11 protein-coding genes are annotated in these 13,237 nt (G+C 70.4%); all 11 read left to right on the top strand.

Going from position 1 to position 13,237, the window contains the following annotated elements; translation table 11 throughout:
• The first annotated feature begins 44 nt into the window (after positions 1-44).
• The 11 genes from ACYVAP_RS04030 to ACYVAP_RS04080 all read left to right on the top strand — a co-directional run bounded on the left by ACYVAP_RS04030 (position 45) and on the right by ACYVAP_RS04080 (position 13,227).
• Positions 45-392: a hypothetical protein gene (locus ACYVAP_RS04030; protein ID WP_137769539.1), complete on the top strand. Its 348-nt coding sequence runs from the start codon at positions 45-47 to the stop codon at positions 390-392.
• A 200-nt stretch (positions 393-592) separates the two neighbouring features.
• Complete coding sequence (locus ACYVAP_RS04035) at positions 593-2,512, top strand: ABC transporter ATP-binding protein (RefSeq protein WP_343903950.1); 1,920 nt, start codon at positions 593-595, stop codon at positions 2,510-2,512.
• Positions 2,509-4,326: an ABC transporter ATP-binding protein gene (locus ACYVAP_RS04040; RefSeq protein ID WP_498859646.1), complete on the top strand. Its 1,818-nt coding sequence runs from the start codon at positions 2,509-2,511 to the stop codon at positions 4,324-4,326. Before ACYVAP_RS04035 ends, ACYVAP_RS04040 begins: the two co-directional genes overlap by 4 nt.
• Before the next feature lie 204 nt (positions 4,327-4,530).
• A complete protein-coding gene (locus tag ACYVAP_RS04045; protein ID WP_498859647.1) occupies positions 4,531-5,043 on the top strand; it encodes a lamin tail domain-containing protein in 513 nt (170 codons plus the stop codon).
• A gap of 203 nt (positions 5,044-5,246) precedes the next feature.
• Positions 5,247-6,878, top strand: a complete 1,632-nt coding sequence (locus ACYVAP_RS04050; RefSeq protein ID WP_498859648.1) for a cation:proton antiporter — start codon at positions 5,247-5,249, stop codon at positions 6,876-6,878.
• 47 nt (positions 6,879-6,925) lie between these two features.
• Positions 6,926-7,429, top strand: coding sequence for a glutathione peroxidase (locus tag ACYVAP_RS04055; protein ID WP_498859649.1), 504 nt, complete (start codon positions 6,926-6,928; stop codon positions 7,427-7,429).
• A 122-nt stretch (positions 7,430-7,551) separates the two neighbouring features.
• Positions 7,552-8,214: a carbonic anhydrase gene (locus ACYVAP_RS04060; protein ID WP_264449296.1), complete on the top strand. Its 663-nt coding sequence runs from the start codon at positions 7,552-7,554 to the stop codon at positions 8,212-8,214.
• 335 nt (positions 8,215-8,549) lie between these two features.
• Positions 8,550-9,569, top strand: a complete 1,020-nt coding sequence (locus tag ACYVAP_RS04065; RefSeq protein ID WP_498859650.1) for a LacI family DNA-binding transcriptional regulator — start codon at positions 8,550-8,552, stop codon at positions 9,567-9,569.
• A gap of 3 nt (positions 9,570-9,572) precedes the next feature.
• Positions 9,573-10,559, top strand: a complete 987-nt coding sequence (locus tag ACYVAP_RS04070; RefSeq protein WP_498859651.1) for an ABC transporter permease — start codon at positions 9,573-9,575, stop codon at positions 10,557-10,559.
• A gap of 5 nt (positions 10,560-10,564) precedes the next feature.
• Positions 10,565-11,512 carry a carbohydrate ABC transporter permease gene (locus tag ACYVAP_RS04075; RefSeq protein WP_498859652.1) on the top strand — a complete coding sequence of 316 codons (948 nt, stop codon included), beginning with the start codon at positions 10,565-10,567 and terminating at the stop codon, positions 11,510-11,512.
• Between the two features lie 101 nt (positions 11,513-11,613).
• Positions 11,614-13,227, top strand: coding sequence for a type 2 periplasmic-binding domain-containing protein (locus ACYVAP_RS04080; protein ID WP_498859653.1), 1,614 nt, complete (start codon positions 11,614-11,616; stop codon positions 13,225-13,227).
• Positions 13,228-13,237 lie beyond the last annotated feature (10 nt).

A 13,237-nucleotide genomic window follows, 5' to 3' on the forward strand; every position in this document is an offset into this window, starting at 1 on the left:
GGACCTGGGAGGCCGGCGGCCCCGCCCGGCGTAGGCTCGGGCGCATGAGCACCGCGCTGAAGTCCGCCGAATCCGTCCGCACCGCACCGATCGTCGCCGTCGGCCTGATCGGCGGTTATGTCACCGCACGCGAGACCGGGATCCGGCCGCTCGGCGGTGTGGTGCTCGGCGCCGCCGGCCTCTACGCGGGCCGCACCTGGCTGGCCCGCCGCGGCCCCGCGACCGCCGCCGTGCTCGGCGCCGCCTACGTGCTCGGCTTCGGCCTCTCGCACCCGCTCGCCAAGAAGATCGGCTCCTGGCCGGCCGTGCTGACCGTGACCGCCGCGGCCGCGGGCGCCTCCGCCGTGCTCTCCGACGCCGCCTACGGCGAGTGGGAGCCCACCGCCTCCTGACCGGAGCCGTGGCACCGGGCCGGGCACTGAGCTCGGGCCCGGTCGCATGAGCGCGGGGAGCGGCACGACATCTCATCCCCCGGGACATCCGCGATATGTCCTGTCCCTCGTGGGAATCGTTGACTAGGCTAAGTCTCCGGTCCCCACCCCCTCCCCCTCCCGTCCGGGACCCCCGCTCCTCCGCAAGGATGCAACGCCCCATGCTCGGCACCATGAGCCGTCTCTGGCAGACGGTCCGCCCGATCCGTTTCCGTCTCTACCTGGGGCTCCTCAGCGCCCTCACCGCCTCCCTCGTCGCCCTGGGCATCCCCCAGGTGCTCGAGGTCGTGGTGAACCGTCTCCACGTCGGCGCGGCCTCCGCGACCGTGTGGACCGGCGGCGCCGTGGTCCTCGCCCTCGGCCTCGTCGAGGCCGCCCTCATCTGGCTGCGGCGCGTGTTCGCCGTCGCTCCCTCGACGCTCGTCGAGAAGGACATCCGCGTCCGCTTCTACGCGAAGACGCAGCACATGCCCGTCTCCTTCCACGACGGATGGGGCTCGGGCCAGCTGCTCTCGCGCATGATGAGCGACATCAACACGATCCGCCGCTGGATCGCGTTCGGCATGATCATGCTGGTCACGACGTCGGTGACGATCGTCGTCGGCATGGTGCTGCTGGTGCGCTCCTCGTGGCTGCTCGCGCTGATCTTCTTCCTCGCGGCGGTGCCGGTGACGGTCATCGCCTACCGCTTCCACCGCGAGTTCTCGGTGCTCTCGCGCCTCTCGCAGGACCAGAACGGCGACCTCGCCACGACCATCGAGCAGTCGGTGCAGGGCATCCGTGTGCTGAAGGCCTTCGGCCGCGGCCCGTCGGCCCTCGAGGGGTTCACCGAGCAGGCGGAGGAGCTGCGCCGCACCGAGGTGCGCAAGGCGACCTCCATGGCGCGCTTCGACATGTTCATGTTCATGCTGCCGGAGCTCGCGCTCGGCATCGCCCTGTTCGTGGGCCTGCACCTCGTGGCAGGCGGCTCGATCAGCGTGGGCCAGCTCGCGAGCTACTTCGCGACCGCGACCCTCGTCGTGGGACCGGTGCGCATGCTCGGCATGCTGTTCGGGCAGATGGTCAACGCCTCCACCGCGCTGGACCGCCACTACGAGGTGATGGACGAGGAGAACACGATCACCTCCCCGGAGAGCCCGGTCGCCGTGGACACGTCGGCCGCGCGCGGCGCCGTCAGCTTCGAGGGCGTGCACTTCCGCTACGAGGACGCCCCCGGCCACGTGAAGGACGTGCTCGACGGCGTGGACCTCGAGATCCGCCCGGGCGAGACGATGGCGCTCGTGGGCGTCACCGGCTCGGGCAAGTCGACACTGCTGCAGCTCGTGCCGCGCCTGTACGAGGTGACCGAGGGGCGCGTGCGGATCGACGGGGTCGACGTGCGCGACCTGGCCCTCCCGGACCTGCGCACCCTCACCGCGGTCGCCTTCGAGGACGCGACGCTGTTCTCCGACTCAGTGCGGGACAACGTCCTGCTCGGCGCGGATCCGGCGCTCTCCGACGAGGCGGCCGAGGAGCTGCTGCACCTCGCCCTGCGCACGGCGGACGCCACCTACGCGTACGAGCTGCCGGACGGCGTGGACACGCGGATCGGCGAGGAGGGCATGAGCCTCTCCGGCGGTCAGCGCCAGCGCCTCGCCCTGGCCCGCGCGATCGCGGCCCGCCCGGCGGTGCTGCTGCTGGACGACCCGCTCTCCGCGCTCGACACGCGCACCGAGGAGACGGTCACCGGCCGCCTCCGCGAGGTGCTCGAGGGCACGACCACCCTGATCGTCGCCCACCGCACCTCGACGGTCGCCCTCGCGGACAGGGTCGCCCTGCTCGACGGCGGCACCGTGGTCGCCGTCGGCACGCACACCGAGCTCATGGCCTCGAGCGCCCGCTACCGCTGGGTGATCGCGAACCAGGAGGAGGAGACGCGCCGCGACCAGGACATCGAGGCGCTCACCGGCGAGCTCGACCTCCGCGAGATCCAGCGCGCCCAGGAGGCGCAGGAGGCGCGGGACACCCGGGAGGCGGCCGACGGCCCACCCGGATCAGAGGGCACCAGCACGTCCGAGACCGAGCCGGAGGGCGCACGATGACCGCCACCGCGACCCGCGAACGCGCGGGCGACGACGAGCAGAAGGACCTCACCCCGGAGGAGGCGAGAGCCTCCCGCAAGCGCTCCCTCACCCTGCTGGGCGAGCTGGTCTCCCCCGTGAAGGGGCAGTTCGCGGTCATGGCCGTCATGGTCGTCGTCGCGCAGCTGGCCGTCGTCGCCGGCCCGGCGATCATCGCCTGGGGCATCGACCACGGCATCCCCGCGCTCGCGGCCGGGAACTCGGTGCCCGCGATCCAGGCGGCCGCCCTCCACATCGCCTGCGCGATCGTGGGCGGCGTGCTCACCTACGGCTACGTCAAGCAGTCCGTCGTCGTGGGCCAGCGGATGCTGCTCGCGCTGCGCCGGAAGGTCTTCCGCTTCACGCAGCGCCAGGACCTCGAGTTCCACGAGCGCTACACCTCCGGCCGGATCGTCTCCCGCCAGACGAGCGACATGGAGGCGCTGCGCGAGCTGCTCGACTCCGGCGTGAACATCATGGTGGGCTCGTTCCTCTCGATGGTGTTCACGATCGTGCTGATCGTGGCGATGGACTGGGTGACCGGCGTGGTCATGCTGCTCATGCTCGTCCCCTGCCTGCTGCTCACCCTGTGGTTCCAGCGCCGCTCCTCCGTCGAGTACCGCGCGATCCGCACCCACTCGGCGCGGCTGATCGTGCACTTCGTCGAGGCGATGGCCGGCATCCGCGCGGTGAAGGCCTTCCGCAAGGAGGACCGCAACCAGGAGCGCTTCGACACGCTCGCGATGGACTACCGCAACGCGTCGCTGCGCTCGATCCAGGTGTTCGGCATCTACCAGCCCTCGCTGCGCGTGCTCGCGAACGTCACCATCGCGGCGGTGCTCGTGGTGGGCGGCTTCCGGGTGCTCTCCGGTGACCTGCAGGTGGGCGTGCTCGTCGCGCTCGTGCTGTACTCGCGGCGCTTCTTCCAGCCGGTCGACGAGATCGCGAACTTCTACAACGCGTTCCAGTCCGCCGTGGCGGCGCTCGAGAAGATCGCGAACCTCCTCGCGGAGCAGCCGCACGTCAAGGAGTCCGAGTCGCCGACGCCCCTGCCGCAGTCCTCCGGCCGGATCGACTTCGACGACGTCGCCTTCCGCTACACGGCGCAGGGCCCGCTCGTGCTGCGGCCGATGGACCTGCACATCCCCGCGGGGCAGACGGTCGCGCTCGTGGGGCAGACGGGCGCCGGGAAGTCCACGGTCGCGAAGCTCATCTCGCGCTTCTACGACGCGACCGAGGGCAGCGTGAAGCTCGACGGCGTGGACCTGCGGGACATCTCCATGAAGGACCTCACCCGCAACATCGTCATGGTCACGCAGGAGGCGTACCTGTTCTCCGGCACCGTCGCGGACAACATCGCGCTCGGCAGGCCGGGGGCGAGCCGCGAGGAGATCGAGGCGGCGGCGAAGGCCATCGGCGCGGACTCCTTCATCGAGCAGCTGCCCTACGGCTACGACACCGACGTGAACAAGCGCGGCGGCCGCGTCTCCGCCGGGCAGCGGCAGCTGATCTCCTTCGCCCGCGCGTTCCTCGCGGACCCGCGCGTGCTGATCCTCGACGAGGCGACGAGCTCGCTCGACATCCCGAGCGAGCGGATGGTGCAGGAGGGGCTCACGAAGCTGCTCGGGCACCGCACCTCGCTGATCATCGCGCACCGTCTGACCACCGTGATGATCGCGGACCGCGTGCTCGTGGTGCACGGCGGCGAGGTCGTCGAGGACGGCTCCCCGCAGGAGCTCGTCGCGGCGGGCGGCCGCTTCGCCGCACTGCACCGGGCGTGGCAGGACTCGCTCTGACCGCAGCCCGCTGACCAGCACGGACGCGCCTCACCGCCCTCCCGGGCGGTGAGGCGCGTCGCATCGGGCGGAAACGGGCATCCACGACGGATCTGACGTGTAGATTCCTGCTGCCCGACGGACCTCCCGGTCCCCACGGCTCCAGCCGTACCCCCACCCCGTCGTCGCCCGGCGCAGCCGCCGGCCGTCCTCCTGGAGTCCCCTGTGATCACCGCCCTCTCCGGCCGCGCCCGGATCCTGCTCCTCGCGCTCCTCGCCGCCGCGACCCTCGCCGCACCGATGGCCATCGCCCCCGCGGCGGACGCCGCGACCGTGAAGCCCCTCGACATCGTCTCCGTGTACTACGACCCGCCGGGCACCGACAAGTCCACGAACTCCGGGTACACCAAGGAGTACATCGTCCTGAAGAACACGGGACGCACCACGCTCACGCTCACCGGCTACACCGTGCGTGACAACGGCCCGCAGAAGTTCACCTTCCCCAAGGGCTTCAAGCTCGGCGCCGGGAAGTCCGTGACGATCAGGTCCGGCAAGGGGAAGAACTCCTCCTCCACCCTGTACTGGAACAAGTCCTCGTACATCTGGAACAACACCGGGGACACCGCCCGCACCTTTACCTCCACGGGCAAGCTCCTGGAGTCCTGCACGTACCGCGGCGGCAGCCACAAGGCGACGAAGACGTCCGTCCGCACGTCCTCCACGACCGCCTACTGCTGACCCCCGGCCTCGCTCAGCCCGACGGGCCGGCGTCCGTCCTCGAGACGGACGCCGGCCCGTCGGCCGTCGTGGACCCCGCTCCCGGACTGCTCCCGGGCATGCCGCGATATTCTGGACACGCACCCGCGTCTCCTCTCCCCCGGCGCCACGCAGCCTCGGCCGGGGATGCGCGCCGCACGCCGCCGAGCCCAGGAGACCGCCGCATGACCACCCTCGCCCTCGTCGTCGGACTGCTCGCGGTGACGGTGGTCTGCGTGGCGCTGGGCGAACGGTGGCGTCTCCCCTATCCGATCCTCATGCTCCTCGCGAGCAGCGCGATCGCCTCGATCCCGGGCCTGCCGCACCTGCAGATCGACGCCCACCTGATCCTGCCGCTGCTGCTGCCGCCGCTGCTGTTCGCGACCGCGCAGAAGACGGACTGGTCCGTGTTCATCTCCCGCTGGCGCACCCTGCTCGCCCTCGCCGTGGGCCTCACCGCGGTGACCGCCGCGCTCGTGGCCGGCACCGTGTCCCTGCTCGTCCCCGGGATCGCGGTGCCGCTCGCTGTCATGCTCGGCGCGATGGTCGCCCCGCCTGACCCGGTGGCCGTGGAGGCCGTCGCCGGGCCCGCGAAGATGCCGCGCCGCCTGCTGTCCATGCTGCAGACCGAGGGCCTGTTCAACGATGCGGTCGCGATCGTGCTGTTCACCGCCGCGCTCTCCGCCCTCGAGAGCGGCGGGACCCTCGGCGTCGGCCTCGTGCTCGACTTCGTGATCGGCGCGGTGCTCGCCGTGGGCATCGGCTTCGTGCTCGGCTTCGGCTACCGCTTCGCCTCGCGGATGGTCACGACCACCGCGGCCCGCACCGCCATGAGCGTCGTCGTCCCCTTCGCCGCGTACATCGCGGCGGAGGAGCTGCACGCCTCCGGCGTCATCGCGGTCGTCGTCACGGCACTGGAGACCAAGCGCCGCGCCCGTGCGGAGGACTCCGAGGCCCGCATCTCCCGTGCGACCTTCTGGGACGTGGCGAACCTGCTCGTCACCGGCATCGCCTTCGGCCTCATGGGCATGCAGCTGCGGGACGTCGTCGCGGAGGAGGGCATGGGGGTCCTGGACTACGTGCCGATCGCCGCGGCCGTCTGCGCCGTGGTCATCGTGGTGCGCGCGATCGGCATGCTGCTGATCCGGCCCGTGGCCCGCAAGGACGGCGGGGACGACCTCTCCTGGAAGGACTCCGTGGTCCTCACCTGGTGCGGCATGCGCGGCCTCGCGACGCTCGCCCTGGCCCTCGCGATCCCCAGCTCCGCAGCGGTGGGCGACCATCGCAACCTCGTGGTCATCGTCGCGAGTGCGGTGCTGCTGGTGACGCTCGTGCCGACGGGCCTCGGCGTCGGCCCGCTGCTGAAGGCGCTCAGGCTGCAGGACGACGGCACCGTGACGATGGGCGAGATCCGTGAGCTCACCGCCCGTGCCCAGGGCGCCGCGCTCGAGGCGATCCGCGAGCGCTTCGAGAGCACCGAGGAGATCACCCCGGAGCAGCTCGCCGCGATCAAGCAGCGCTTCCAGGGCCTGCGCAAGGAGCTCGACACCTCGACGCAGGCCGTGGTCGCGATGAACCCCGACGGGACACCCGTGGACCCCGAGCTGCACCAGCAGATGCTCGCCAAGCGCAAGAAGCTGCGCCGAGGCCGCGAGCTCATGGTCGCCGCGCAGACCGTGGGCCTGGACGCCGCGCGCGCCGAGGTCCTCCAGGCCCGCTCCGAGCCGGGCGTGGACCCCGAGGCCGCGGACACCGTGCTGCGCCAGCTGGACCTGCAGATGCTCGCGGCCCCGCCGCAGCTGCGCGGCAGGCACTGAGCCTCACCTGCGGGACCTCCCGGCGAGGAGGGGTCCATGATGGGGCCATGACGACCCTCGGCGACTTCTCCGCGAGCACCCTCGACGGCTCCCCCACCGACCTCTCCGCGCACCTCGGGAAGGTGGTGCTCGTGGTGAACACCGCCAGCCAGTGCGGCCTCACTCCGCAGTACGAGGGGCTGCAGGCCCTGCACGAGACCTACGCCGAGCAGGGCCTCGCGGTGCTCGGCTTCCCCTGCGACCAGTTCGGCCACCAGGAGCCCGGCACGGCGTCGGAGATCGCGGCCTTCTGCTCCACCGGCTACGGCGTCACCTTCCCGATGCACGCGAAGATCGAGGTCAACGGCGAGGGCGCCGATCCTCTGTACCGGTGGCTGACGGGCCCGCACGAGACCCCGGCAGGCGAGCACATCGAGGGTGGGGACATCCCCTGGAACTTCACCAAGTTCCTGCTGGACCGCGAGGGCCGGGTCATCGCCCGTGTCGAGCCGACGGTGACCCCGGAGGATCTCTCCGGGCCGATCCGGGAGGCGCTCGCCGCTCAGGCCTGAGACCTGCGTCATGCCACCGCCCCGCCCGCACCGCGGCCGGGGCGGACGACGCCCTGGCCCGCCGCCCCCGCGGCGTACTGTGCTGGGGCAGGCTTCACCATCTCGACCGGAAGGACCAGCTCATGGCGACACCTCGCGTCAGCGTGCAGGAGGCGTGGGACGACCTCGCCGCAGGCAACGAGCGCTTCATGAGGGGTGCGGTGAGTCACCCCGACCAGGACGCCGCGCGCCGCAGCGAGCTCACCGAGTTCCAGGCGCCGAACGCCGCCTTCCTGGGCTGCTCCGACTCGCGCGTCGCCGCGGAGATCCTCTTCGACTGCGGCCTGGGCGAGCTGTTCGTGGTGCGCAACATCGGCCAGATCGCCAACGAGAACACCGTCGCGACCATGGAGTTCGCCGTGTCGAGCCTCGGCGTCGCCGTGATCGTCGTGCTCGCCCACGGTTCCTGCGGCGCGGTGAAGGCCGCGATCGACCTCACCACCGCGCACCCCTCCGAGACCACCCCGGCGATCCGCCGCGAGCTCGAGCTGATCCAGCCGGCCGTCCAGCAGGAGTGGCTCGGCTCCCAGCGGCTCAGCCCCTACGTGGACCCGGCGCAGATCGACGCGGACGCCGTGGGCCGCCGCCACCTCGACGAGACGATCCACCAGCTCATGCGCTCCTCGCGGGTGATCAGCGACGCCGTCGCTGGCGGCGAGCTCGGCATCGTGGGCTGCCAGTACCAGCTCGAGGAAGGCCGCGTCGCCCCGATCACGGCGGTCGGCAAGCTCGACATCGGCGCCTGAGGCCCGGCCGGGCTCGGCCCGGCCACCCCTGTCCGATTGCGCGCCCCAGTTCCACAAACGGAACCACAGCGCGCAATCGGACATGCAGGTCCCGGGGCTCGGCAGCGGGGCCGGTTCGCTGGCCCGATGCATGGGGCTTGACACGGGGCACGTGGAGGCTGCAGGATCTCCCCAGTCGCCCGTCATACGAATAACCCCGACGATGGGACGGCGGGGCCGAAGGACGATCCGAGGCACCGTCGACCCGACGCCCCAGCCGAACCCAACGATCCGGGCACCCGGGCAACTGAACGACCAGATCACCCGATCGACCCGAGCACGCCGAAGGAGGCGAGATGGCCAAGCGTCCCACGATGCACGACGTCGCCGCCGCCGCAGAGGTCTCCCAGGCCGTCGTCTCCCTCGTGCTCTCCGGGAACTCCGCCGGGCGCGCCTCCGAGACCACCGCCCAGCGGGTCCGCGACGCCGCCGCCGAGCTGGGCTACCGCACCAACCTCCAGGCCAAGACGCTCAAGACCGGCGTCGCCGAGATCATCGGGATGGTGGGCGACCAGGTCGCGACCTCGCCGTTCTCGGGCCAGCTCATCAAGGGCGCCCAGGACCGCGCCTGGCGGGACGGCAACGCCCTGATGACGATCGACACCGGTGGGGACGAGAGGCTGCGCTCGGCGGCCTACGAGGTGCTGCTGTCCCACCAGGTGCGCGGCGTGCTCGTGACCCTCGACTACCACCGCGAGATCGAGGTGCCGGAGGAGGCGCTCGAGGTGCGGGCCGTGTGTCTGAACGGCCGCGACCTGTCCGGCCGCGTGCCGAGCGTCGTGCCGGACGAGGAGCAGGGCGGCTACGACGCCGCCCGGGTTCTCCTCGACGCCGGCCACACGCGCATCGGGATGATCAACATCTTCCCGACCGCGACGCTCCCCGCGGCGCGCGATCGCCTCCGCGGGTACGAGCGGGCGCTCACGGAGGCCGGGATCGCGCCGGACTCGGCGCTCGTGGTGCCGGGTCACGGCACCCAGGCCGACGGCGAGCAGGGCACCCGCGCCCTGCTGACCCTCGAGGAGCCGCCCACGGCGATCTTCTGCGGGAACGACCGCACGGCGCTCGGCGCCTACCAGGAGCTGCAGTCCCGGGGGCTGCGGGTCCCCGAGGACATGTCGATCGTCGGCTTCGACGACCACGACGTGCTCCAGGACTTCTTCCACCCGCCGCTGACCACCCTGGGCCTGCCGTACCTCGCCATGGGCGAGCTCGCGGCGGCCCTGGTCCTGGACCCGTCGGCCCCGCCGGAGGTCCACGCCGTCCCCTGCCCCGTGATCCGCCGCGACTCCGTCGCCGCACCGAAAGGAAGCTGACGCATGACCACCGACACCGCCGTCGGCCCCGAGGCACCTCCCGGGGGTGCCGCCCCTCCGCTCTCGCAGGACCGCGTCCCACGACACCGGACGCTGCCCCGTCGCATCCTGCAGAGTTGGCAGTTATACGTACTACTCGCGCCGGCGCTCGTCTACCTCGTCGTCTTCAAGTACTGGCCGATGTACGGCGCCCAGATCGCCTTCCGCGACTACAACCCCGTGGACGGCTTCTTCTGGAGCCCCTGGGTGGGTCTGCAGCACTTCGAGACCTTCATCCACAGCTTCCAGTTCGGCCGGATCGTCGCGAACACGCTCACCATCAACACGGTCGGCCTGCTCGTCGCCTTCCCGATCCCGATCATCCTCGCGCTCGTCGTGAACCAGCTCCCGAGCGAGCGGTTCAAGCGCCTCACGCAGACGATCCTCTACTCGCCCTCGTTCATCTCCGTGGTGGTCGTCGTCGGCATGATCCACCTGCTGTTCTCGCCCAGCTCCGGCCTGGTCAACCACCTGATCACCGGCCTGGGCGGCGATCCGATCTTCTTCATGGGCACCCCGGAGTGGTTCCGGCCGCTCTACATCGGCTCCGACGTCTGGCAGAACGCGGGCTTCTCGATGATCATCTACCTCGCCGCGCTCACCGCGATCGACCCCTCGCTCCACGAGGCGGCGCGCATGGACGGCGCGAACCGGTTCCAGAGGATCCGCCACATCGACATCCCGGGGATCCTCCCGGTGATCACGATCCTGTTCATCCTCGCCATCGGCAACATCTTCAACCTCGGCTTCGAGAAGGTCTACCTCATGCAGACCGACCTCAACCTGCCCACCTCCGAGGTCATCAACACCTACGTATACAAGGTCGGCCTGCAGGGAGCGCAGTTCAGCTACTCCGCCGCGATCGGCCTGTTCAACTCCGTCCTGAACCTCGTCCTCCTCCTGACCTTCAACCAGGTCGCGAAGAAGGCCAACCAGTCGAGCCTGTGGTGACCCCGATGACGACCATGACCCGCCCCGACTCCCTCGCCGCCGGCGCCGTCCCCCGCCGCCGCACGTTCGCGGACCGCTTCGGCGACCCGCTGTTCGCGGTCCTCACCTACGGCATCATCGCGGTCGCGATCGTGCTCATCGTGTACCCGCTCTATTTCATCGTCATCGCCTCGATCTCGGACCCGGACCTCGTGCAGCAGGGCAAGGTCTTCCTGCTCCCCCGCGGTATCACCTTCGACGGGTACGCGACGATCTTCGGCACCTCGACGATCGTGCGCGGGTTCCTCAACTCGGTGCTCTACACCGTGGTCGGCACCGCGATCAGCGTGACCATGATCCTGTGCGGGGCGTACGCCCTGGCCCGGAAGGACATGCCCGGTCGGAACCTCGTCATGGTCCTGTTCGTCGTCACGATGTTCTTCGACGGCGGCATGATCGCCCGCTACCTCGTGGTGAAGCAGCTGGGCATGCTGGACACGATGTGGGCCGTGGTGCTCCCGGGCGCCGTCGGCGTCTGGAACCTCATCATCGCCCGCACCTTCTTCGAGCAGAGCATCTCCCCGGAGCTGCGCGAGGCCGCCCAGCTCGACGGGGCGAGCGACTTCCGCTTCTTCTTCGGCATCGTGCTGCCGCTGTCGAAGCCGCTGATCGTGCTCATGGCGATGATCCACATCGTCGCGAACTGGAACGCCTTCTTCGACGCGATGATCTACCTCTCCGACGAGTCGAAGTACCCGCTGCAGCTCATCCTGCGCAACGTGCTCATCCAGTCCCAGGCCTCCGCCTCCGGGATGGACATGGCCTCGATGGACTCGACGGCCGCCGCGCAGAAGATGGGCGAGCTGCTGAAGTACTCGATGATCGTCGTCTCCACGATCCCGCTGCTCGTGGCGTTCCCGTTCCTCCAGCGGCACTTCGTCAAGGGCGCGACGCTCGGCGCGCTCAAGAGCTGATCACGCCACCGCCCTTCCTGACCACCGCGGCACGCCCGCGACCCTCACCATCCACCACCACCGCAGTTGTACGTATGACCCGCATCGACGAAGGAGTCCCCATGCCGTCCACCGCCCCTCTCCCGCCGCTCAGCCGCCGCCGCTTCACGCTCGGCGCGACCGCCCTCTCCCTCACCGCCCTCGGCGCCGCGGCCTGCAGCCGCCCCTCCGAGCGGGCTACCGAGGACAAGTCCGCCGAGGCGGGCCTGACCGACTCCGGACTGCCGATCGTCACCGGCGACCTCACCCTCACGTTCGGGGGCGCGAAGTCCCCTCTCGCCCCGGACTACGAGACGATGGGTCTCGTGAAGACCTGGGCGGAGGACTCCGGGATCAGCGTCTCCTGGAAGAACGAGCCCGACGAGGTCTGGGGCGAGAAGAAGAACCTCCTCCTCGCCGGCGGCGACCTCCCCGACGCGCTGTTCAACACGGGCCTGTCCGACGCCGAGGTCGCCAAGTACGGCGCGAACGGCACCCTCCTCGCCCTCGAGGAGCTCATCCCCGAGCACGCCCCGACCCTGAACGCCATCCTCGAGGAGCGTCCGGACATCAGGAGCGCGATCACCGCCTCCGACGGCCACATCTACACGCTGCCCTCCGTCGAGGAGCTCGGTCTCGTCGAGTTCCCCCGGATGATGTTCATCAACACCGCGTGGCTCCAAAAGGCGAACCTCGAGCTCCCCACCACCGTGGACGAGTACCACGAGGCACTCCTCGCCTTCAAGGAGATCGGCCCGTCCGGCACCCAGCCGCTGTCGTTCATCGGCGCCGGGGACATCGCGGACCTCATCGCCGCCATCGGCGGCCAGGCCGACAACCCCGACCACCGCATCGTCCAGGACGGGAAGGTCGTCTTCACGGCGAACACGGACGGCTTCCGCGACGCGATCGCGACCCTCCACACCTGGTACACCGAGGGGCTGATCGACCAGGAGGCCTTCTCGCAGGACTACACCACGTTCATCGCCAAGGGGAAGGCGGAGCCGCAGACCCTCGGCTCCTTCTCCTTCTGGGAAATCTCCGAGGTCGTGGGACCCGAGCGCGCGGACCAGTACCGGATCATGCCGATCTTCCCGGGCCCGGACGGCACACAGCGCGCCTGCGTCGCCAACAACCAGGAGATCAACCGCGGCGCCTTCGCCATCAGCCGCACCAACCAGTACGCCGCCGCGACGCTGCGCTGGGCGGACATGCTCTTCGACCCGGTCATGAGCGCCCAGGCGAACTGGGGACCGATCGGCGTCACCCAGCAGGAGAACGCGGACGGCCTGCTCGAGCAGATCCCCGTCGAGGGCGGCGGCACCGAGCAGGAGCGTCGCGTGAAGGTCTCCCCCGGCGGTCCGAAGATCATCACCAAGGAGGACTTCGAGACCGTGGTCCTGCCCGAGCCGCGGGCGGCCGCACGGCAGGAGCAGATCCGGGAGTTCTACGAGCCGCACCGGGCGAACGAGAAGTACCCGCCGGTCATGCTCTCCGTCGACGAGCTGAACCGCATCTCCACCATCGAGGCCGACGTCCGGACACTGGTCGATGAGAAGGTGTCCACCTGGATCGTCAAGGGCGGCATCGAGAAGGAGTGGGAGGGCTACACCTCCCAGCTCGAGAGCATCGGCATCTCCGAGGTGGTGGACGTGTACCAGCAGGCCTACAACCGCTTCACGGAGGCCGCCGGCTGAGCGCCCCTCC

The organism is Brachybacterium horti (assembly GCF_054777615.1).

Bases quoted from the DNA above. Each gene is read 5' to 3' on its own strand.
- ACYVAP_RS04030 (WP_137769539.1), top strand. From the start codon at position 45: ATGAGCACCGCGCTGAAGTCCGCCGAATCCGTCCGCACCGCACCGATC.
- ACYVAP_RS04035 (WP_343903950.1), top strand. From the start codon at position 593: ATGCTCGGCACCATGAGCCGTCTCTGGCAGACGGTCCGCCCGATCCGT.
- ACYVAP_RS04040 (WP_498859646.1), top strand. From the start codon at position 2,509: ATGACCGCCACCGCGACCCGCGAACGCGCGGGCGACGACGAGCAGAAG.
- ACYVAP_RS04050 (WP_498859648.1), top strand. From the start codon at position 5,247: ATGACCACCCTCGCCCTCGTCGTCGGACTGCTCGCGGTGACGGTGGTC.
- ACYVAP_RS04055 (WP_498859649.1), top strand. From the start codon at position 6,926: ATGACGACCCTCGGCGACTTCTCCGCGAGCACCCTCGACGGCTCCCCC.
- ACYVAP_RS04060 (WP_264449296.1), top strand. From the start codon at position 7,552: ATGGCGACACCTCGCGTCAGCGTGCAGGAGGCGTGGGACGACCTCGCC.
- ACYVAP_RS04065 (WP_498859650.1), top strand. From the start codon at position 8,550: ATGGCCAAGCGTCCCACGATGCACGACGTCGCCGCCGCCGCAGAGGTC.
- ACYVAP_RS04070 (WP_498859651.1), top strand. From the start codon at position 9,573: ATGACCACCGACACCGCCGTCGGCCCCGAGGCACCTCCCGGGGGTGCC.
- ACYVAP_RS04075 (WP_498859652.1), top strand. From the start codon at position 10,565: ATGACGACCATGACCCGCCCCGACTCCCTCGCCGCCGGCGCCGTCCCC.
- ACYVAP_RS04080 (WP_498859653.1), top strand. From the start codon at position 11,614: ATGCCGTCCACCGCCCCTCTCCCGCCGCTCAGCCGCCGCCGCTTCACG.